This window comes from Lacisediminihabitans sp., from assembly GCF_036569425.1.
In the GTDB taxonomy this organism is placed as follows: Bacteria; Actinomycetota; Actinomycetes; order Actinomycetales; family Microbacteriaceae; genus Lacisediminihabitans.
In genome coordinates this window covers 1-18866 of record NZ_DATCQQ010000043.1, presented here as the reverse complement: position 1 = coordinate 18866, position 18866 = coordinate 1, and the positions used below count along the sequence as shown (strand labels likewise).

Genomic DNA, 18866 nt, shown 5'->3' with positions numbered 1-18866 from the left:
GCACCATCCCCGGCGTCTACTCCCGCGTCGCCGGACGCCTACTCGCCCTCGCCGCCGGAATCTGGCACAACTGGCTCACCGGCCAACCCAACAAACGATCCCTCATCGCCTACGACCATTAGGACTCACTCATCTAGACGGCGCCACTGCATCTTTACAGCGCCGCCCTTACAGCGGCCGCCCTCACAGCGCCGCGCTTTACAGCGGCCGGCTGCGCTGTTAGCGTCGATGATCATGTGGATTTGACGAATTACCAGTCCCGCGTCCGAGGCTGATGGCCTGGCCCCTCCGGCCCGCCATCGTGTGACGCAGTAGACGGCGGTTCCCCCTTTCGGTCGTGCCTTTCGGCGCGCCTCGGGATCACGCTCGCGTCTGCCCGGCGGGAATCGTTCGACTCGCGCTCGAGAAGGATTCCGCCATGACGGCCCAGCCATCCATGCACCGCACCGCCACCACTCACACTGATACCACTCATACCCATTACCTCCGCGTCGACGGCGTCTCGCACTCCTACGCCGAACGCCGGGTGCTCACCGACGTCGGTTTCTCGGTCGACCCGGGCGACCGGCTCGGCCTCATCGGCGAGAACGGGGTGGGCAAGTCCACTCTCCTGCGCATCATGGCGGGAGCCGAGGTGCCGGATGCCGGGGTGGTCACGGGCCCGCGGCGCATCGGTCTGCTCTGGCAGGAGGTGCGTCACCGCCCGAGCGACACGGTGGCAGACCTCATCGAGGAGGCGCTCGCCGACGTGCGCGCGGTCGAGCGTGAGCTGGAGAGGGCGGCCTCCGCCATCGGCACCGGGAGCGCGGCCGACGACCGCTACGCCGCCGCCCTCGACGCCGCCGAGCGGGCGGACGTGTGGTCGGTCGACTCCCGCCGAGACGAGGTGCTCGCCGGCCTCGGGGTGGCGGACATCCCGGTGACGCGCCGACTCGACGAGATCTCGGGAGGTCAGCGGTCCCGGTTCGCTCTCGCCGCGCTGCTGCTGGGCAGGCCGGAGGCGCTCCTGCTCGACGAGCCGACCAACCATCTCGATGATTCGGCGGCCGTCTACCTCCAGGGGCAGCTGGCACGCTGGCGGGGGCCGGTCTTGTTCGCGAGCCACGACCGGCAGTTTCTCGACGATGTGGCGACGGGCCTGCTCGACATCGACCCGTCGCGGGGCGGTCCGCGCCGGTTCGGGGCCGGGCCCTCGACCGGCGCCTACAGCGCGTACCTGGTGGAAAAGGCGGCCGAGCGGTCGCGCTGGGAGGAGCAGTTCGCGGCCGAGCGGGAGGAGTTGCGCCGCCTCGCGCTCGCCGTCGACACGACCGCGCGGCAGGTCGCCCACAACCGTGGCCCGCGCGACAACGACAAGATGGGCTACGACTTCAAGTCGGGCACCGTGGCGCGCCAGATCAGCCGGCGGGTGCGCAACGCGCAGGGTCGACTCGACGAGCTGACCGCCAATCAGGTGCTGCGGCCGTCCGAGCTGCTCGCCTTCTCGGGTATCCCGCACGGCTCGCACGCCCTCGACGACGGCATCCTGCTCCAACTCACCGATGCCCGGGTCGACGGGCGACTCGAGCTCGCGTCGTTCCGGGTGGAGCCGGGCGCCCGCCTGCTGGTCACCGGAAGCAACGGGGCGGGAAAGTCCACGCTGCTCGCCGCGCTCGCCGGCGCGCTGCCACTCGATGCGGGGACCCTTCACCGCCGACGGGGGCTGAGGGTGGGGATGCTCGAGCAGGATGTGCGCTTCGGGGATCCGTCGGCGTCCCCCCGCAGCATCTACGAGCGTGCCGTGGGGGAGAGGCGCGCGGAGAGCCTCACCCTCGCGAGCCTCGGACTGATCGCGCCGCGCGACCTCGATCGCGAGGTGGGGCGGCTCTCGACCGGGCAGCAGCGACGGCTCGCCCTCGCGCTCATCATCGCGAAGCCTCCGCACGTGTTCCTGCTGGACGAGCCGACCAACCACCTCTCGCTCGCCCTCGCCACCGAGCTAGAGGAGGCTCTCGGCAGCTACCCGGGGGCGATCGTGGTGGCGAGTCATGACCGGTGGCTGCGACGCCGCTGGACGGGTGAACGGCTGAACCTGATCGACGGTCGTCCCGCGACTTGACGCACATTCGAAACTGTGTTCGACTACCCGGATGCGGTGGAGCGGTCAGGAACTGGGGTCGGAGGAGTCCGCCGCGCTGCCCGGCCTCGCGAAGCTGTCCAACCTCGTGCGCAGCGTGCAGACGCCCGAATTCGCCGGAATCACGTTTCACGAGGTGCTCGCCAAGTCGGCGCTCAATCGCGTGCCCGGGGCGAGCGCGATGCCCTTCGGCTGGACGATCAACCCGTATCGCGGCTGCAGCCACGCCTGCGTGTACTGCTTCGCCCGCAGCACGCACGAATACCTCGACCTCGACTCCGGCCGGGACTTCGACAGCCAGATCATCGTCAAGGTCAACGTGGCCGAGGTGCTCGCGAAGGAGCTCGCCAGGCCGTCCTGGGGCGCGCATCCGGTGGCCCTCGGCACCAACACCGATCCGTACCAGCGCGCGGAGGGCCGTTACCGGCTGATGCCCGGCATCATCGCGGCGCTCGCCGATTCTGGCACGCCGTTCAGCATCCTGACCAAGGGCACACTCCTGAGGCGGGACCTGCCGCTGCTCGCCGAGGCGGCAGCGCTTGTTCCGGTCGACCTGGCAATGTCGATCGCGATCTTCGACGACGAGCTGCAGCAGACCGTCGAGCCGGGCACGCCGACGACGTCTGCACGACTGGCGACGGTCACCGCCGCGCGCGACCACGGGCTCGAGTGCTCCGTGTTCATGATGCCGATCCTGCCCCATCTCACCGACACTCGAGACCACCTGGATTCGGCGCTCGCCCAGATTCGGGCGTCCGGGGCGACGTCGGTGCTGTACTCGGCGCTGCACCTGCGGCCGGGCGTGAAGGAGTGGTTCATGCAGTGGCTCGCACGGGCGCGGCCGGAGCTCGTTCCGCGCTATGAGGAGCTGTACGCGGCCGGACCCTATGCGCCGAAGGGCTATCGCCGGTGGCTCGCCGCGAAGATCGCCCCGCTGATCCGGGCGCACGGCCTCGAGCGCGGAACGGCCGCCCCGTCGACCGGCGCCGTGCGGTCGCGCGCCCTCGGCAGCACGCCGGGGGCCGGCTCCCTCATCGCGGAAGAACTGCCGCCAGAACTCCAGCCGACCCTCTTCTAGCCCGACCCGCTTCTGGCCCAGCCCGGTCCCCGCCCAGGCCGGCGGACGCGGCGGCCGACGGGGCACAGAACGGGTCGGATTGCGACAATATGTGCAATATCTGGGCGCAAATCGGGGGACAGCTGCAGGCCAGCTGGTGTCATACTGAACACGCTGGCGATGGACGAGGAGGATGATGCATGACCCTCGGTTTGCCGTCCCATCTGGCGCCCCAATCCATCAATCGGTCGTATGCGAAGGCGATCCACGCCGTCGGCTTCTCGAGCCTGATCGGCAGCCTCCTTGCGACGTTCGCGTTTCAGGCAGCGAGCCCCGACGACGTGCTCTGGCCGGCGATGATCGCCCTGCTTCCCATGCTCGCCCTGTTGTGGCTTGACGACCGGAGGCGATCGTCGTTCTACGCGGCGAGTTACCTCATCGTCGGGGCGGCCTGCGTCTACTGGTACATCCTCACCTTCTATTCGCAGACAGACCCGATCGTGTCGAGCGACGCGTTCTCGATCGCGCTGTCCAAGATCGCGCTCGTGATGGTGGGCGGCGTCGGCCGGGGCGTCTCGGTGCGAATCGCCTGGTGCGTGGCCGGGTATGCCGCGGCCGAGATCGCGTCGACTCTCGCCATCCTGCGGAGCGGGCAGCGCTACGAGTTCGATGCGACGACCCTTCTCACCGTCGCGGCCACCGTCGGAATCCTGTCCCTCGCCCACCTGAGCCGTCGGCGTTCGCGCCTCTCCCAGCCGCTGCTCTACCGGGCGGCGCGCGACGAACAGCTCGCGGCGATGCGCTACCGCATCGAGCTCAAGGCGGCGGCCCTCATGCACGACACGGTGCTCAGCCACCTCGCCGCCATCGCGGGAGCCGCGCCGGGCACCCCGATCGGATCGCTCCGCGACCCGATCGAGCGCGACCTGCAGATTCTGATCGGCGAGGAATGGCTGAGCGACGAGTCACCCGAGGTCGACTCCCGATCGCGCACGGACTGGCAGCAGAGCGGGCTGTTCGCCGCGATCCAGGAGTCGCGCGCGATGGGCATCGACATCGAGTCGACGGGCGACCTCTCCGCGGTGTCCCGCCTCGACCGCGAAGCATCCACCGCGCTCGGCCTCGCGGTGAAGCAATGCCTGGTGAACGTGTTGCGTCACTCGGGCACGGATCGGGCCGAGGTGGCCGTCTACGGCTCGGAGGCGGAGGTGTCGGTGATGGTGATCGACTCCGGCCGCGGCTTCTCCGAGGCGGACGCGGGTGCCGACCGACTGGGCCTGCGCAACTCGGTTCGACGTCGCATCGAGTCGGTGGGCGGTGCCGTCCAGGTCTGGTCGACGCCCGGACGCGGAACTTCGATCATGATCCGGGTGCCGGCCGTTCGTCCTTCGCTGGTCGAGGGCGGCTCGTGATGCGGGAGCGGACCAGGCAGCAACTTGATCCGGCCGGCACCACCGGAATCCGCATCGTGACAATCGCCCTCAGCGTCGGCGCGTTCGTGTACGCCCTCGTCTTGACGGCGCTCGGCGCGAGCGAAGTGACCAACCCGATGTTCGCGGTGGGGGCGCTCGTGGCCCTCGCCGCCGCGGGCGGCATCCTGATCGCCATGGCGAGCCCCTATCGCGCACCGCTCACCGCGCGCACCCATTTCGTCGTGCACGGGCTCGCGCTCGCGGCGGCGCTGTTCGAGGCACTCGGACACTGGACGCGGAACGAGTCGATTCGCGATGACTGGGGGGCGATCTGCCTCGGCGTGCTTCTCGTCGCCCTCGGCTCCTATCGTCCTGCGAAGGAGATCGTGGTGGGGACATCCGTCTCCGCCCTCCTTCTCGGCTTTCTCACCCTGCTCGAGGCGCCGCAGCTGTCGACGACGGCGCCGCCGATCGTCTTCGTGATCGTGGCGATCGTGCCGCTGCTCTCGCTCGGCTACGCGTCGGCCGTCTTCTCCCGCGAGATCGTCGAATCCATCGCCCGCTGGCAACGCCGCGCCGCCGAGGCCTCCGTCGGCCTGGTCAAGGAGCTGCGGGATGGCGTGACCCGCAGCGTGCAGCAAGACCGGGTGACCATCCTCAATCGCGACGTGCTTCCGTTCTTCACCGAACTCCTCGCCACCGGACGGATCTCCAACCAGGACCGCGCCAGGGCTCGGCAGATCGCCGACTCGATTCGCCGGGTGATGGTGGAAGAGGTGGATCGCAGCTGGCTCGAGAACGTGATCGAGCTCGCCGGCGGCGCGGGGCCGGGACGATCCGGCGCCGCCAAGGTCGTGGTCGACGACGAGGACCGCCTGGCCGCGTCTATGGCCACCGACCAGCGAACGGCGCTGCGCGCGCTGCTCGTGGCCCTGATCGAGACGTCCAACTTCGACCGCAGTGACCTGCGGATCTCGCTCACGGCATCGGGGCGCCAGTGCCTCGGCCGTCTCGTGGCCAACCTCAGCCTGAGCGACTTCCTGCTGCGCTCGAATTTCGCCCCGTACTTCGCGGTTATCCGCTCGGTATTCACTGACATGTCGATCGACTTCGACGCCCCGACCCTCACCCTAAGGTTTTCTTATGAGCACCAGTAACTCTCCGACGCCCGCCCGCCCCGGCAGCCGGGTGAGGCTCGCGATCCTCGACGACCACGAGGTGCTGCTCGACAGCCTGAGCAGCTGGATCGGCGCCAACGCCCCGGACTTCGACCTCGTGTTGAGCGCTCACACCTGGCTGCAGCTTGTGCACAGCGACAATTTTCCGACCGAGCTCGTCTTCATCGACTTCCAACTGAGGGAACCGGTGTCGATCGAGGCGCGCGTGCGCACCTGCCGCGCGGCTGGCGCGAAGGTGATCGTGCTGAGCAGCCTGGACACGCGCGAGGCGAGGGATCGCGCCCTCGATGCGGGGGCATCCGCGTTCCTTTCCAAGACCCTGCCGATGCGCGACGTGATGGACACGGCGCGGGCTGTCATGGGGGTGGAGACGGGCGAGAACCTGCAGAAGGACTGGCGGCCGCTGCCCGTCGGCGCGACCCAGCAGTCGAGGCCGAAGCTCAGTCACGGCGAGGCGGAGGCCCTTAAGCTGTACGTGTCCGGCCTCAGTACGATCGAGGTGGCACGACAGATGAATGTGCAGTACGAGACCGCCAAGACCTACCTGCGTCGGGTGCGCGAAAAGTACGCCAAGGCAAATAGACCGGCGAGCAAGAAGGCGGAACTGATCCGCCGGGCCGCCGAGGACGGATACCTCGAGTAATGGCCAAGCTCTACTTTCGCTACGGCGCCATGAACAGCGGCAAGAGCACGGCGATGCTGCAGGCCGCGTACAACTACGAGGAGCGCGGGCAGCAGGTGCTGCTCGCGAAGCCGCAGATCGACACCAAGGGCGATGCGAACATCGTCTCCCGCCTCGGCGTGAGTCGGCCGGTGGACTTCGTCGTCGGTCCTGGCGACGACATCTACGAGTCGTTCGAGCGCGAACGCGGCCGCGTGCGTGCCGCGACGGGACTCGACGTGAGCTGCCTGTTGATCGACGAGGCACAGTTCCTCACCGAGCAGCAGGTGGACGACCTGCTGCGCATCTCGATCCTCGAGGGGGTTCCGGTGCTCGCGTACGGCATCCGCACCGACTTCCAGACTGTCGCCTTCCCGGGCAGCCGGCGGCTGCTCGAGACCGCCCACTCGCTCGAGGAACTGAAGACGATCTGCCGGTGCGGGCGCAAGGCGCTCTTCAACGCGCGCAAGATCGACGGCGAGTTCATCTTCGACGGCGACCAGGTGGCGATCGACGGGCTCACCGTCACGTACGAGTCGCTCTGCGGCGCGTGCTACCTCGAGGAGAGCAGGGGACTCCTCGGCAGCGGTCGCCGCCGCGTGCTGGTCGAGCCGGCCGAGACGGCCTACGGCGAGGCGCCGGATCCCGACTTCGAGTAGGCACCAACGCGAAAGGGCCGCAGAATCTGCGGCCCTTTGCTGTGTGTCGGGGTAGCGGGATTTGAACCCACGACCTCTTCGTCCCGAACGAAGCGCGCTACCAAACTGCGCCACACCCCGATCGACTGAGAGCGGGAACCTCGCGGTTCCAACCCTGAGCCTCATCAAGAATAGCTGAAATCTCGAGCGACGAGTGTCATCAGCGTCGCTTCCGGCGGGCAGGCGAATCTGACGGGGGCGTAGATGGAGGTTCCGAGCCCCGCGGAGACGTTCAGATAGGCCACATGACCGGCGTGCTTCCAGAGGCTGAGGCCGCTGACCTGCTCCCGCGGGATGTCGCAATTGGTCACCAGGGCACCGTAGCCGGGCACGCAGACCTGGCCGCCATGGGTGTGTCCGGCGAAGATGAGTTCGGCGCCGTAGGTGACGAAGGTGTCGAGCACGCGCTGGTACGGGGAGTGGGTGACGGCGATCGTGACCGGGTCGGGGCCGCCCTCCTCGTCCTGCCAGCCCACGTTCTCCCGCATCTCGTCCATCGCACCCGGGATCCGCTCCAGCTTGTCCCAGCCGATGTGGGCGTCGTTCACGCCGAGGAACTCGAGTCGTGAACCCTTGATGCTCATGGCGCGCGCGGTGTTGTCGAGCTGGAGCCAGCCGAGGCCCTCGAAGAAGGCGTTCAGCCGCCTCGTGTCGAGGTTCGGCGCGTGATGGCCCTTCTCGGAGGGCGCGGTGAAGTACGTGAACGGGTTCTTGAGCACCGGGCCGTGGTAGTCGTTCGAGCCGTGCACGAAGATGCCCGGGATGCCCCGGAATGGCTCGAGGGCGTACTCCACGCCCTCATTGCCACGTTCGTGCCCGAGGTTGTCTCCCGTGTTCACGATGAGGTCAGGCTCGAACACGGCGAGACCGCGAACCCACTCCTGCTTGGCGCGCTGCCACGGGGCCATGTGCAGGTCCGAGATGTGAAGCACGGTGAGCGGCCGGGCCCCGGCCTGAAGGATGGGGACCACCTGGCGACGCAGCGTGAAGCGATTGCGCTCCACGAGGCTGCCCCAGGCGAGCGCCCCGAGCCCGGCCACGGCGGCGCCGGCCAGGGCCGTTGTCACGACCCGGCCGGCGCTCCGCTCGCCGCCTAGTGAGGACACGCGCCCCCACCCGGTTCGGTGCCGTCAGGCTTGCCGTAGACGGTGAGCGTGATCGGATCCTGCTTGGAGGCCGCGGCACCGGCCGCGGGGTTGGAACTCGCGACGGTGCAGGTCTGGTTGGCGCCGGGTCCGGGCGACCCCGCGATCCACGTGTAGGTGATGTTGCTCGGGTTGAAGCCGTACGACGCGATCGTGGAATCCGCCTTCTGCAGGTCGAGACCCACGACGTTGGGCATTGTCGTGGCCAGGGAACCGTCGCTCGTGTACACGGTCACCGTCTGCCCGAGGCTGGTCGATGTGCCGGCAGGCGGGTCGGTGCGCGACACCACGCCGGCTGGCTGGGCCGAGGCCTCTGGACCACCGTCCGCATAGTTGAACTGGAGGCTCGTGAGCAGCGCCTGGGCGGCGGCCGGTGACTGGCCGACCACGGAGGGGACGATCGCGCTGCGCCCCGCGAGCAGTGCGGAGTCGGGCGCGGGGAACGATCCGCCCTTGTAGGCGGGGTTGGCGTTGAGCGACTTGATCGCCGTCTTGAAGATGGTGAACTTCAGGCTGTAACCGTTCGAGCCTGCCACGCTGATCTGCCGGAGGCTCTGCTCGCCACCGAGATTCTTTGCGGTTCGCTTGGCCGGATTTCCCTGAATGTTGCCGACCCAGACGGCCAGGGCGACCTTGGTCGTCGTGCCGATGAGCCAGTTCTGGTACGAACCGTCGGTGGTTCCGGTCTTTCCCACGAGGTCGACGCCGTCGCGGGGGTTGGCCGAGGTGGCCGTGCCGGCCGTGAAGACCGTCTTGAGCGCGTACGCCACGGTCGCCGCGATCTTCGGGTCGATGGCCTGCGTGCAGTTCTTTTCCTGGCCGGGAAGCTCCTTGCCATCCGGAGCCACGACCTTGTCGACGGCCGTCGGGGCGCAGTACACGCCGCCGGCTCCGATCGTGGCGATTGCACCGGCCATGGAGAGGGGCGCGATCTGGTTGGTGCCCAGAGTGGAGGAGGGAATCGCCTCAAGCTCCTTGCCGTCTGCCCGGTGCACGCCCATCGCGGTCGCGTCGTCCCGGATGTCGCACAGGTCGAGCTTCTGGGCCATCGCGACGAAGGCCACGTTCACCGAGTTCGTGGTGGCGGAGAGCACCGTCCTCGAGCCGCCCTCACCTCCGCTGTCGTTCTTGGGCGAATAGACCGACCCGGTTGGCTGGCCCTTGCATTTGAACGAGTTCGGCGCGAACGTGCGCGGTGTGCCGTCGACCCGCTCCTGCAGCCCGTGCCCGTTCTGCAGCCAGTCGGTGAGCGTGAAGACCTTGTAGGTCGATCCGGTCTGGAATCCGGTCGAACCGCCGTAGGCCTGATCGGTGCTGTAGTTGATCGAGGTCTGCGCCGCGGTCGCATCCTTCGTGTTGTTGTAGTCCTTGTTCTGGGCCATCACGAGGATCTTGCCGGTGCCGGGCTCCATGGCGATGGCCGCCGAACCCAGCGCGAAGCGAGTCTCGGTGTTCGGGGTCGTCTTGTTGATCTGGGCCTGGGCCACGTCCTGCTGGTCGAGGTCGAGGCTCGTGTAGATCTTGTACCCGCCGTGCGTCCAGTTGGCGGCGCGCTCGGCCTTGCTCGCGCCGAGCGCCGTGAGGTTGGTCACGTTGCGCACGACGTAGTCGCAGAAGAACTTGGCGTCCGCGGCGTTGAGGCAGCCGTTGTTGGGCAGGCTCAGCTTGATGTAGGACGCGATCGGGGTGGCGACCGCCTCGTCGTGCTGCTTCTGGGTGATCTTGCCGAGCTCCAGCATGTCGCCGAGAATGATGTCGCGACGCAGCTTGTTCACCGGATAGTGCGCCGGGTTGTCCAGCCGCTGGTCGTTCGGCTGCTGCACGATCGCCACGAGGCTCGCGGCCTGGGCGAGGGTCACGTCCTTGGCGCTGACACTGAAGTAGCGCTCGGCCGCCGCCTCGATTCCGTAGGTGACGCCGCCGAAACCCGTGATGTTGAGGTAGGCGAGAAGGATCTGGTTCTTGGTGTACCGCTTCTCGAGGCCGATGGCGAGCTTCATCTCCGCGAGCTTGCGGTCGGGCGACGCCTTGATGGCGTCCGCATAGGCGGCCTTGATCTTGGCCGGGGTGTCCTCCTGCAGAGCCTGCTGCACACGGATGTTCTTCACGAGCTGCATTGCCAGCGTCGAACCTCCCGTCGTTCCCGTCTTCGTCACGAAGCCGACCCCGGCGCGCAGCAGCGACTGCAGGTCGACGCCGCCATGCTGGTAGAACCGGCGGTCTTCGCCGGCGACCGCGGCGTCCTTCACGAACTGGGACACGCCATCCCAGGCCACTTCCTGGCGGTTCTGGTCATACACCGTGGCGATCGGCACCGGCGCGCCGGCACGGAGCGCATAGATCTCATTGCGCTGCGACTGGCCACCGATCTGGATGTAGTCGGGGAGGTTGTCGAAGAGGCCGATGGCGCCCTTGGCGGCCGAGCTTGTCACGGCGAGGGCTGGGGTGACCATGGCGGTGACGAGCACGCCGGCAAGCACGCTGAAACCGACGAGGCCGATGAGGCCGCCGATCACGCCTGACGGCTTCACTTTGAGGGCAGACATAAAACTTAGGGTAACCGATCAAAACTGGCGTCGTGCCGGGTCTGGGGCGACGCTCAGGGGCACAGCGGTCCGGGGTCGGCCCCATTCACCGAGCCGCCGTTGCCGATCGTGAGAACCACGGATGCGTCAGTGCCCGTCTGGGCGCCCGCCGCCGGGTTGGTGGCGAGCACCTTGCACAGGTCGGCCGCGGCGCTTGACACCCAGCTGTAGCTGAGCTTCGACTTGGCGAAACCGGCCGCCTCGAGGGCGGTGACCGCCGCGGCGCGGGCGGTGCCCACGACATCCGGCATCGTCGTCGCGAGCGTTCCGTCGCTGGTGTAGACGGTGATGGTGTCGCCGAGCGCCCCGACGGTTCCGGCCGGCGGGTCCGTCCTGGCGACCTGGCCCGCAGGAACGGAAGACGGCACCGGGCCACCGTCGGCGACCGTGAACTGGAGGCTCTCGAGCAGGGTCTTCGCCGCGGCGGGCTGCTGGCCGGTGACGTCGGGCACCGGCACGCCACGACCCTTGAGCAGCGATTGGTCGGGCAGTGGGAACGCGCCGCCCTTGTATGCGGGATTGGAGTCGAGCGACTTCATGGTGGCGCGGAAGATGTTGAACTTGGTGTTGTACCCGTTCGTTCCGGCGATGCTGATGTTGCGCAGGCTCTGGTCGCCCTGCGGGTTCTTGGTCGTGCGCAGGCTCGGTGTGCCCTGGATGTTGCCGACCCACACCGCGAGCGCCGCCTTCGTCGTGGTGGCGATGAGCCAGTTGTGGTACGAGCCGTCCGTCGTTCCGGTCTTGCCGACGATGGGCACGCCGTCCTTGGGCGCGCCCGGGGCTCCCGTGCCGGACTTCAAGACGGTCGAGAGGGCGTAGGCAACGGTGGAGGCGATGTTCGCGGTGACGGTCTGGCTGCAGTTGGACTGCTGCCCGGCCAGCTCCTTGCCATCCGGCCCCTCGATCTTGTCGACGATGGTCGGGGCACAGTAGAGGCCGTTGGCCCCGATCGTGGCGATCGCGGCGGCCATGGTGAGCGGAGCGATCTCGTTGGTGCCGAGCACCGACGACGGGTCGACGTGCAGGAGCGACGGCTTCTTCGGAGTGTCGTCCGCACGGTGCACGCCCATCGCGGTCGCGTCGGAGCGGATGTCGCACAGGTCGAGCTTTTGCGCCATGGCCACGAACGCCGCGTTCACCGAATTCTTCGTCGCGTTGAGCACCGTCATCGGACCGCCCTCGCCGGAGGAGTCATTCTTGGGCGCGTATGGAGAGCCGCTCAGCGCCCCCGGGTCGCACGGAGCCTTGAAGCTCGACTGCGGGAACGATCGCACGCTCCCGTTGACGACGTCATTGAGGCCGTGGCCGTTCTGCAGCCAGTCGGTAAGGGTGAAGATCTTGTAGGTGGATCCGGTGGGGAAGCCGGATGACCCGCCGTACGAACGGTCGGTGCTGAGGTTGACGGCCGTGGTCGTGAGCGGGTCACCGTTTGCCGAGTTGTCGTACTCCTTGTTCTGGGCCATGATCAGGATTTTCCCCGTGCCCGGCTGCACCGATACCGCCGAGGCGCCGAGCGCGAAACGGGACTCGTTGGCCGGCGCGCTCTTGGTCAGCGCGGCCTGGGCGGCATCCTGCTGGTCGAGGTCGATGCTCGTGTAGATCTTGTAGCCGCCGTTGGCCCACGCCGCAGTCCGTGCCGCGGCGTTCGGGCCGAGCGAGGCGAGGGTGGGCACGAGTCGCTTCACGTAGTCGCAGGCGAACTTCGCGTCGGCGGCGTACAGGCATCCGCTGCTCGGGGCGGTGATCTTCACCTCGGAGGCGATCGGGGTGGCGATCGCCTCGTCGAACTGCTTCTTGGTGATGTCCTTCACGTCGTACATCGCCGTGAGGATCTGGTCGCGCCGCACCTTGTTGGCCTTGTAATACTTGGGGTCGCTGAGATTCTGCCGGTTGGGCTGTTGCACGATGGCGATGAGGCTCGCCGCCTGCGGGAGCGTCACGTCCTTCGCCGGCACGCTGAAGTACTGGCGCGCCGCCGACTCCACCCCGTAGGTGTTGCCGCCGAAGCCGGTGATGTTGAGATAGGCGAGCAGGACCTGCTTCTTGGAGTACGTCTTGTCGAGGCCGATCGCGAGCTTCATCTCCTTGAGCTTGCGCTGCAGGGTGTCGTCGATCGCCGCCTGGTACGCCACCAGCCGGGCCTTGGGGTCATCGACCTGCAGCGCCTGCTGCGCGAGGATGTTCTTCACCAGCTGCATGTCGAGCGTCGAGCTTCCGCTCGTGATGCCGTTGCTCGCGATGTTCCCGATCGCCGCGCGGGCCACCGACTCCACATCGACGCCGCCGTGCTTGTAGAAGCGGCGGTCTTCGCCGGCGACGGCCGCATTCTTCAGGAAGGGCGACACGGCATCCCAGGCCACCTCCTGGCGGTTCTGGTTGTAGATGGTGGCGATCTGCACCGGGGCGCCGGCGCGGGTGGCGTAGATGGTGTTCTGCTGCGAGCCGGAGCCGAGCGCGAGATAGTCGGGGAGCTTGTCGAACACCGTCATCGATGCCTCGGCGGTCTGACTCGTCACGGCCACCGCGGGGGTCACCATTGCCATCACCAGCACGCCGGCGAGCACGCTGAGACCAAAGAATCCGGCCACCACTGTGGGCATGCCGGAGCGACGCAAATCTTCACCCATACAATCAAAGCTACGTTTACTGCCCGAACTGAACCTGAACGGATGCCGTGATGCCGAGCTTCGAATACGTCACAACCCCCCTGATCGTGCACAACACGGCGGCCATTCTCAACAACTGGGGATCCGACGGGTGGGAGCTCGTTCAGGTGGTGCAGGGACCGGAGGGCGGCCTCGTCGCCTACCTCAAGCGCGAAAAGAAGGAAGACGCCTGATGTCGAAATTGGATGACCGCCTCGCCGAACTAGGACTGACCATCCCGGACGTGGCGAAGCCTGTCGCCGCCTACATTCCGGCGGTCGTGACGGGCAACCTCGTGTTCACCTCCGGCCAACTACCGATGGTGGCCGGCACCCTCGCCGCCACCGGCAAGGTCGGCGCCACCGTCACCCCCGAGGACGCCCGCGGCTACGCGGCGACCTGTGCGCTCAATGCGCTCGCCGCGGCGAAGTCGGCGATCGGATCCCTGGACCGCGTCACGCGCGTCGTGAAGGTCGTCGGTTTCGTGGCATCCGACCCCTCGTTCACCGGCCAGCCCGGCGTGATCAATGGGGCATCCGAGCTTCTCGGCGAGATCTTCGGCGACCTCGGCGTGCACGCGCGCAGCGCCGTCGGCGTGACCGTGCTGCCGCTCGACTCGCCCGTCGAGGTGGAGCTCATCCTCGAGTTCGCGTAGCCCCCGCGGCCCTCCTCGGTCGCCTCCGCACCTCGTCGCGTCCCCGCGCCACTCCGCCTCCCGCGCGTTTCTCCGGAGGTTTTGCGTTCCGCCCGTGATTTCGAGGCAATATGTCGAGTTTGAACGTGCAAGTCGAGCTCGTGATGCGAAACCTCCGGAGAAACGCGGGGTCCGGATGCTGCGGGGGTCAGGATGCGGCGCGGGGTCCGGATGCTGCGGCGCGGGGACTCGAGCAGCGGCGGGCTCGACGCGGTTGCCGCCGTCAGCGCACGGAGTCTAGGTGACGGCCGGACTGCAGGGCGCTTCGCACCACGGCCTCGACCAGCGGCCAGTTGAACATGATCATGAGATAGCTGAGCTTGATGACCGTGTAGCCGCGCGACTGAAGTTGGGCAGTGCGGATACGGTCGCTGTTGAAGCGTTCCTCCTCGGAATGCCATTCGCGCCCGTCGGTTTCGATGACAAGAGATGTACCGACCAGAAGGTCGACCGCGCGCCCACCGATCATGACCTGCGAGCGCACGCCGAGCCCGATCGAGACCAACCACAGCCTCACGATGGTCTCGAGCCCCGAATCCGCCCGCTCATCGAGCAGTGGGCGAAGCCGTCGAAACCGGCGAGGCAGTCGTTCGAAGAGTTCGAACAGCTGGAAGACGTCGAGCAGCCCCCGGTTGAGCGCGGAGTCGCACGAGCACATCGCGGCGGTCTGGTCCGCGGACAGGAGGATCTGCGCGAGGGTCTGCGGCACCGACTCGCGCCAGGCATCCGGCCCCTCGTCGAATCCATCGACCCTCCAGTGAGAAATCACGCTCCGCCCTGGAGGGAGACTGCGGGAGGTGGGGAAGTCGAATTGCACGCGACCCGGCTTGGCCACGTTCCCGTGCGGTTTCCAGCTGACGTGGAGATCGCGATCCAGACCGCGCCAGATTCCGTAACTTGCCGCGGCGGAGAACGAGCCGAGCCGCCCGCCCAGTCGCACGGCGTTCACCCGGTCTGGTTCGGCATCCGGCAGTGCGTACCAGGCCCGGCGCACTCGCACCAGCCGACCCTGCCCGACATTCCAGGCGATCGCGTTCGGGGAGTGGCCGGCGTTCAGGATCTGTTGTCGAGGCGCAATGCCACCGGATGCCCGCACGAACTGATCAATCGGCAGTTGTCGATGCATGCGCGTCAGTATGTTCGCGCGGCTCCGGCACGAAGGCCGACCGCGCGGCGTCTGTGCACGAACGGCCCACGCTCCCCCCTGTGCAGGGAGCAACCCCCGGCGCTTCTCCGGAGGTTTCCCCGATTCATCGCGAAACCGACCACTGTGAACGTGCACAATCGGCTTTCGGCCTCAAACCTCCGGAGAAACGCGTAGGGACGGGGACCGGGGACGGATGCCGCGCCGCACTAAACGCTACGGAGCCGCGCCGCACTACCCCTTGGTGAGCTTGTCGCTGATGATCTGCATCACCGAGGTGTCGGCGAGCGTGGTCGTGTCGCCGATGGCCCGTCCCTCCGCGACATCCTGAAGCAGACGGCGCATGATCTTGCCCGACCGGGTCTTCGGCAGCTCGGCCACGATGAAGATCTCCCGCGGTCTCGCGATCGCGCCGATCTGCTCGGACACGTGAGCGCGAAGCAACGCGCTCGCCTCATCCGGTGTCTGGTGCTCGACATGCTCGCTGCGCAGGATCACGAACGCGACGACGGCCTGGCCGGTCGTCTCGTCGGCGGCCCCGACCACCGCAGACTCGGCCACGATCGGATGCGACACGAGCGCCGACTCGATTTCGGCGGTCGAGAGGCGGTGGCCAGAGACGTTCATCACGTCGTCGACGCGGCCGAGCAGCCAGATGTCGCCATCCTCGTCGAGGCGGGCGCCGTCCCCCGCAAAGTACACGGGCGCCTCGAGCACCGTGGCGAACTTGTCCCAGTAGGTCTCCGTGAAGCGCTCCGGGTCGCCCCAGATGCCCCGCAGCATCGACGGCCAGGGCTCGGTCACGACGAGCAGGCCGCCGCCGCCCGCCGGGACGGGGGTTCCGGCCTCGTCGAACACCTCGATCGTGATGCCGGGTATCGGCACCTGCGCCGAGCCGGGTTTCGTGATCGTCACGCCCGGCAGCGCGGAGATCATGATCGCGCCCGTCTCGGTCTGCCACCAGGTGTCGACGATCGGGGTGTTCCCCCCGCCGATCACCTCCCGGTACCAGACCCACGCCTCGGGGTTGATCGGTTCGCCGACGCTTCCCAGCACGCGCAGGCTCGACAAATCGAACGAGTCGGGAATCTCGCGGCCGAGCTTCATGAACGACCGGATGGCGGTGGGCGCCGTGTAGAAGATGGTCACGCCGTACTTCTGGATGATCTCCCACCAGCGGCCGGGGTGCGGCGCGTCCGGAGTCCCCTCGTAGAGCACCTGCGTCGCCCCGTTGGCGAGCGGGCCGTAGACGACGTAGCTGTGCCCGGTGATCCAGCCGACGTCGGCGGTGCACCAGTAGACGTCGGTCTCCGGGTGAAGGTCGAACACGTTCTTGTGGGTGAACGCGATCTGGGTGAGGTAGCCGCCGGTCGTGTGCAGAATGCCCTTGGGCTTCCCCGTCGTGCCTGACGTGTACAGGATGAAGAGGGGCTGCTCCGCCTCGAACGCCTCCGCCTCGTGCTCGGCGTCGACGGTGTCGATCTCCTCGTGCCACCAGAGGTCTCGTCCCTCGGTCCACTCCACGTCGTTGTCGCACCGCTTCACCACGAGGACGTGCTCCACCGTGAGGTCGCCCTCCTTCGCGAGGGCGCCATCCACTGCGGGCTTGAGGGGGCTCACGCGCCCCTTGCGCCATCCGCCGTCTGCGGTGATCACGAGCTTGGCGCTCGCGTCGTCGATGCGGGAGCGGAGACTCTCCGCGCTGAAGCCGCCGAAGATCACCGAGTGCACGGCGCCGACGCGGGCGACGGCGAGCATCGAGACGACTGCCTCCGGGATCATCGGCAGATAGATGGCGACCCGGTCGCCCTTTCCGATGCCGAGCTTGGTCAGCAGGTTCGCGGCGCGCTTCACCTCGGCGGTGAGCTCCGCGTAGCTGATGTCGCGGCTGTCGCCCGGCTCGCCCTCCCAGTGGATGGCGATCCGTTCGCCGTTGCCGGCGAGAACGTGACGGTCGAGGCAGTTGTATGCGACATTCAGCTCGCCGTCGGCGAACCACTTGGCGAACGGCGCGTTCGACCAGTCGAGGGTCTGGGTGAAGTCCTTGTGCCAGTGCAGCAGGTCTCGGGATTGCCTGGCCCAGAAGGCGAGGCGATCCGCCTTCGCCTCGTCGTAGAGAGCGCTCGTGGCCACCGCGGCGGCCGAAAACGAGGCTGTCGGCGGGAATCGGCGTTCTTCATGCTGAAGGCTGTCGATGGAGGTGTTGGACATCGTTATCCTGTTCGAGCGTGCGGCGCGGTGGCCGTTGTATTCGTCTTTCCGATCCTAGACCGAGCGCAGGTTGCGCTTCGTAGCGGCCCGGAACCAGTGGTGGGGCCGCCCACTCTGAGAACGCGCTGTGTTGCGAGAACATCTTCTCTTGCATGAGGGGTTTGCTGGAGTACACTGAGACCCGTCGAATGCAAATTCGGTAAGCAGCGCGTAGTGATTCCCCCCAATCCAGCGTTGCTGTGGCGGCGTCTGTTCCCCCCAACCGGCGCCGCCCCTCTTCTTTTAATGGGCAGGCACACGACGGCCCCGGGTAGACAATTCGGTCTCTGCACGGGCGGGCTGGCGCAGGGTTCCCGCGTCCCCTCCTCCCCGGCGGCACACGAACCTCGACGCACCACCGGGGGTCGCCGCGATGTCGAATGGCGCTTCGCCGACGGATACGGTCGTGCGATGTTCGATCGCTTCGACTCGCTGCCGGCGCCCTCCGGTCCGGCCGGGCCAGACGAGCCGTCCGAGCGGATGCCGTCGCCCGGGCAGGCCGAGCGTTTCGTCGCGGGCAGGCCGGGAGGGCCACGCGGCGAGGGTGCACAGCGCTCCCACGGCGCCCAGTACTCTGGTGGCCCGGACGACTCTGGCGGCCCGGACTACTCTGACGCCTCTCACTACCCTGGCGGCCCGCGAAACGAGCGGTCGGGCGATCCGATGCGGCGGGGGATCGCCGGAGAGGAGTTGTCCGACTTCGGCCCGCTCGGGCCGTTCGTGTCGGATCCGGCCGTCACCGACGTCTTCGTCAACGGACCGGGCGAGGTGTGGGTCGACCGCGGCCGGGGCGCCGAGCGGGAGCGGGTGCCGGCCGTGGCCGAGTCCCAGCTGCGGGAGCTGGCGGTGCGCCTCATCGCCCTCGGCGGACGCCACATCGACGAGGCGACCCCGTGCGTGGACGTGCGCCTGCACGACGGCATCCGGGTGCATGCGGTGCTGCCGCCGATCTCGACCGGTGGCACGCTCCTCTCTATTCGGCTGCCGCGCGTCGACCGACCGAGCCTCGCCGATCTCCACGCGACCGGCTTCTTCTCCCTGGTTCCCCTCGACACGATCGCCCGGCTCGTGGCCCGCCGCGAGAACCTCCTCATCACCGGTGCGGCAGGCACGGGAAAGACCACGCTGCTCGCGGCCCTGCTCGCGAGCGCGGCGCCGGCCGACCGCATCATCGCGATCGAGGATGTCGCCGAGCTGCGAGTGGCGCATCCGCACTTCGTGTCGCTCGAGTCCCGGCAGGCCAACCTCGAGGGCGCCGGCCAGTTGGGGCTCGAGCGGCTC

The 18866-nt window shown here is 67.9% G+C and carries 14 protein-coding genes, 1 tRNA gene and 1 pseudogene; 10 read left to right on the top strand and 6 right to left on the bottom strand.

Going from position 1 to position 18866, the window contains the following annotated elements; genetic code table 11:
• From VIM54_RS08090 to VIM54_RS08060, 7 genes and pseudogenes are all read left to right on the top strand, one after another.
• Positions 1 to 122 (top strand): annotated as a pseudogene (locus VIM54_RS08090) (IS982 family transposase); the annotation flags it as partial.
• 296 nt (positions 123 to 418) lie between these two features.
• Complete coding sequence (locus tag VIM54_RS08085) at positions 419 to 2098, top strand: ABC-F family ATP-binding cassette domain-containing protein (RefSeq protein WP_331900370.1); 1680 nt, start codon at positions 419 to 421, stop codon at positions 2096 to 2098.
• A gap of 31 nt (positions 2099 to 2129) precedes the next feature.
• Positions 2130 to 3194, top strand: coding sequence for an Rv2578c family radical SAM protein (locus tag VIM54_RS08080; RefSeq protein ID WP_331900368.1), 1065 nt, complete (start codon positions 2130 to 2132; stop codon positions 3192 to 3194).
• 179 nt (positions 3195 to 3373) lie between these two features.
• Positions 3374 to 4585 carry a sensor histidine kinase gene (locus tag VIM54_RS08075; protein ID WP_331900367.1) on the top strand — a complete coding sequence of 404 codons (1212 nt, stop codon included), beginning with the start codon at positions 3374 to 3376 and terminating at the stop codon, positions 4583 to 4585.
• Positions 4582 to 5742 (top strand): hypothetical protein, encoded by a 1161-nt coding sequence (locus VIM54_RS08070; protein ID WP_331900365.1) that lies wholly within the window; start codon positions 4582 to 4584, stop codon positions 5740 to 5742. Before VIM54_RS08075 ends, VIM54_RS08070 begins: the two co-directional genes overlap by 4 nt.
• On the top strand, positions 5729 to 6406 hold the full coding sequence (locus VIM54_RS08065; protein ID WP_331900363.1) for a response regulator: 678 nt from the start codon (positions 5729 to 5731) through the stop codon (positions 6404 to 6406). The genes VIM54_RS08070 and VIM54_RS08065 overlap by 14 nt, the downstream gene beginning before the upstream one ends.
• Positions 6406 to 7083, top strand: coding sequence for a thymidine kinase (locus VIM54_RS08060; RefSeq protein WP_331900362.1), 678 nt, complete (start codon positions 6406 to 6408; stop codon positions 7081 to 7083). The genes VIM54_RS08065 and VIM54_RS08060 overlap by 1 nt, the downstream gene beginning before the upstream one ends.
• A 46-nt stretch (positions 7084 to 7129) precedes the next feature.
• On the opposite strand, the gene VIM54_RS08055 is transcribed toward VIM54_RS08060, so the two are convergent.
• The 4 genes from VIM54_RS08055 to VIM54_RS08040 form a co-directional block, all read right to left on the bottom strand.
• Positions 7130 to 7203: transfer RNA gene (locus tag VIM54_RS08055), tRNA-Pro, on the bottom strand.
• Positions 7204 to 7247: 44 nt separating this feature from the next.
• Positions 7248 to 8189, bottom strand: coding sequence for a metallophosphoesterase (locus VIM54_RS08050; protein ID WP_331900360.1), 942 nt, complete (start codon positions 8187 to 8189; stop codon positions 7248 to 7250).
• A 26-nt stretch (positions 8190 to 8215) separates the two neighbouring features.
• Positions 8216 to 10813: a transglycosylase domain-containing protein gene (locus tag VIM54_RS08045; protein ID WP_331900359.1), complete on the bottom strand. Its 2598-nt coding sequence runs from the start codon at positions 10811 to 10813 to the stop codon at positions 8216 to 8218.
• 53 nt (positions 10814 to 10866) lie between these two features.
• Positions 10867 to 13479, bottom strand: coding sequence for a transglycosylase domain-containing protein (locus tag VIM54_RS08040; RefSeq protein ID WP_331900358.1), 2613 nt, complete (start codon positions 13477 to 13479; stop codon positions 10867 to 10869).
• Positions 13480 to 13529: 50 nt separating this feature from the next.
• Between VIM54_RS08040 and VIM54_RS08035 the strand changes: the two genes are divergently transcribed.
• Both VIM54_RS08035 and VIM54_RS08030 read left to right on the top strand, forming a co-directional pair.
• The gene (locus tag VIM54_RS08035) at positions 13530 to 13691 is read left to right on the top strand and encodes a hypothetical protein (protein ID WP_187270801.1); all 162 of its coding nucleotides are present in this window, start codon (positions 13530 to 13532) and stop codon (positions 13689 to 13691) included.
• Positions 13691 to 14152: a RidA family protein gene (locus VIM54_RS08030; RefSeq protein WP_331900356.1), complete on the top strand. Its 462-nt coding sequence runs from the start codon at positions 13691 to 13693 to the stop codon at positions 14150 to 14152. Before VIM54_RS08035 ends, VIM54_RS08030 begins: the two co-directional genes overlap by 1 nt.
• A 262-nt stretch (positions 14153 to 14414) precedes the next feature.
• On the opposite strand, the gene VIM54_RS08025 is transcribed toward VIM54_RS08030, so the two are convergent.
• Positions 14415 to 15317, bottom strand: coding sequence for a DUF559 domain-containing protein (locus tag VIM54_RS08025; RefSeq protein ID WP_331900355.1), 903 nt, complete (start codon positions 15315 to 15317; stop codon positions 14415 to 14417).
• A 252-nt stretch (positions 15318 to 15569) separates the two neighbouring features.
• Positions 15570 to 17546 (bottom strand): acetate--CoA ligase, encoded by a 1977-nt coding sequence (gene acs / locus VIM54_RS08020; RefSeq protein WP_331900354.1) that lies wholly within the window; start codon positions 17544 to 17546, stop codon positions 15570 to 15572.
• A gap of 450 nt (positions 17547 to 17996) precedes the next feature.
• Here acs and VIM54_RS08015 point away from each other — a divergent pair.
• Positions 17997 to 18866, top strand: an 870-nt coding sequence (locus tag VIM54_RS08015; protein WP_331900352.1) for an ATPase, T2SS/T4P/T4SS family, incomplete at its 3' end; no start/stop codon positions are given.

What these genes read in the sequence shown, in the direction of transcription:
- VIM54_RS08085 (WP_331900370.1), top strand. Translation starts at nt 419, where the DNA reads ATGACGGCCCAGCCATCCATGCACCGCACCGCCACCACTCACACTGAT.
- VIM54_RS08080 (WP_331900368.1), top strand. Translation starts at nt 2,130, where the DNA reads ATGCGGTGGAGCGGTCAGGAACTGGGGTCGGAGGAGTCCGCCGCGCTG.
- VIM54_RS08025 (WP_331900355.1), bottom strand. Translation starts at nt 15,317, where the DNA reads ATGCATCGACAACTGCCGATTGATCAGTTCGTGCGGGCATCCGGTGGC.
- acs (WP_331900354.1), bottom strand. Translation starts at nt 17,546, where the DNA reads ATGTCCAACACCTCCATCGACAGCCTTCAGCATGAAGAACGCCGATTC.
- VIM54_RS08075 (WP_331900367.1), top strand. Translation starts at nt 3,374, where the DNA reads ATGACCCTCGGTTTGCCGTCCCATCTGGCGCCCCAATCCATCAATCGG.
- VIM54_RS08045 (WP_331900359.1), bottom strand. Translation starts at nt 10,813, where the DNA reads ATGTCTGCCCTCAAAGTGAAGCCGTCAGGCGTGATCGGCGGCCTCATC.
- VIM54_RS08035 (WP_187270801.1), top strand. Translation starts at nt 13,530, where the DNA reads ATGCCGAGCTTCGAATACGTCACAACCCCCCTGATCGTGCACAACACG.
- VIM54_RS08030 (WP_331900356.1), top strand. Translation starts at nt 13,691, where the DNA reads ATGTCGAAATTGGATGACCGCCTCGCCGAACTAGGACTGACCATCCCG.
- VIM54_RS08040 (WP_331900358.1), bottom strand. Translation starts at nt 13,479, where the DNA reads ATGGGTGAAGATTTGCGTCGCTCCGGCATGCCCACAGTGGTGGCCGGA.
- VIM54_RS08065 (WP_331900363.1), top strand. Translation starts at nt 5,729, where the DNA reads ATGAGCACCAGTAACTCTCCGACGCCCGCCCGCCCCGGCAGCCGGGTG.
- VIM54_RS08060 (WP_331900362.1), top strand. Translation starts at nt 6,406, where the DNA reads ATGGCCAAGCTCTACTTTCGCTACGGCGCCATGAACAGCGGCAAGAGC.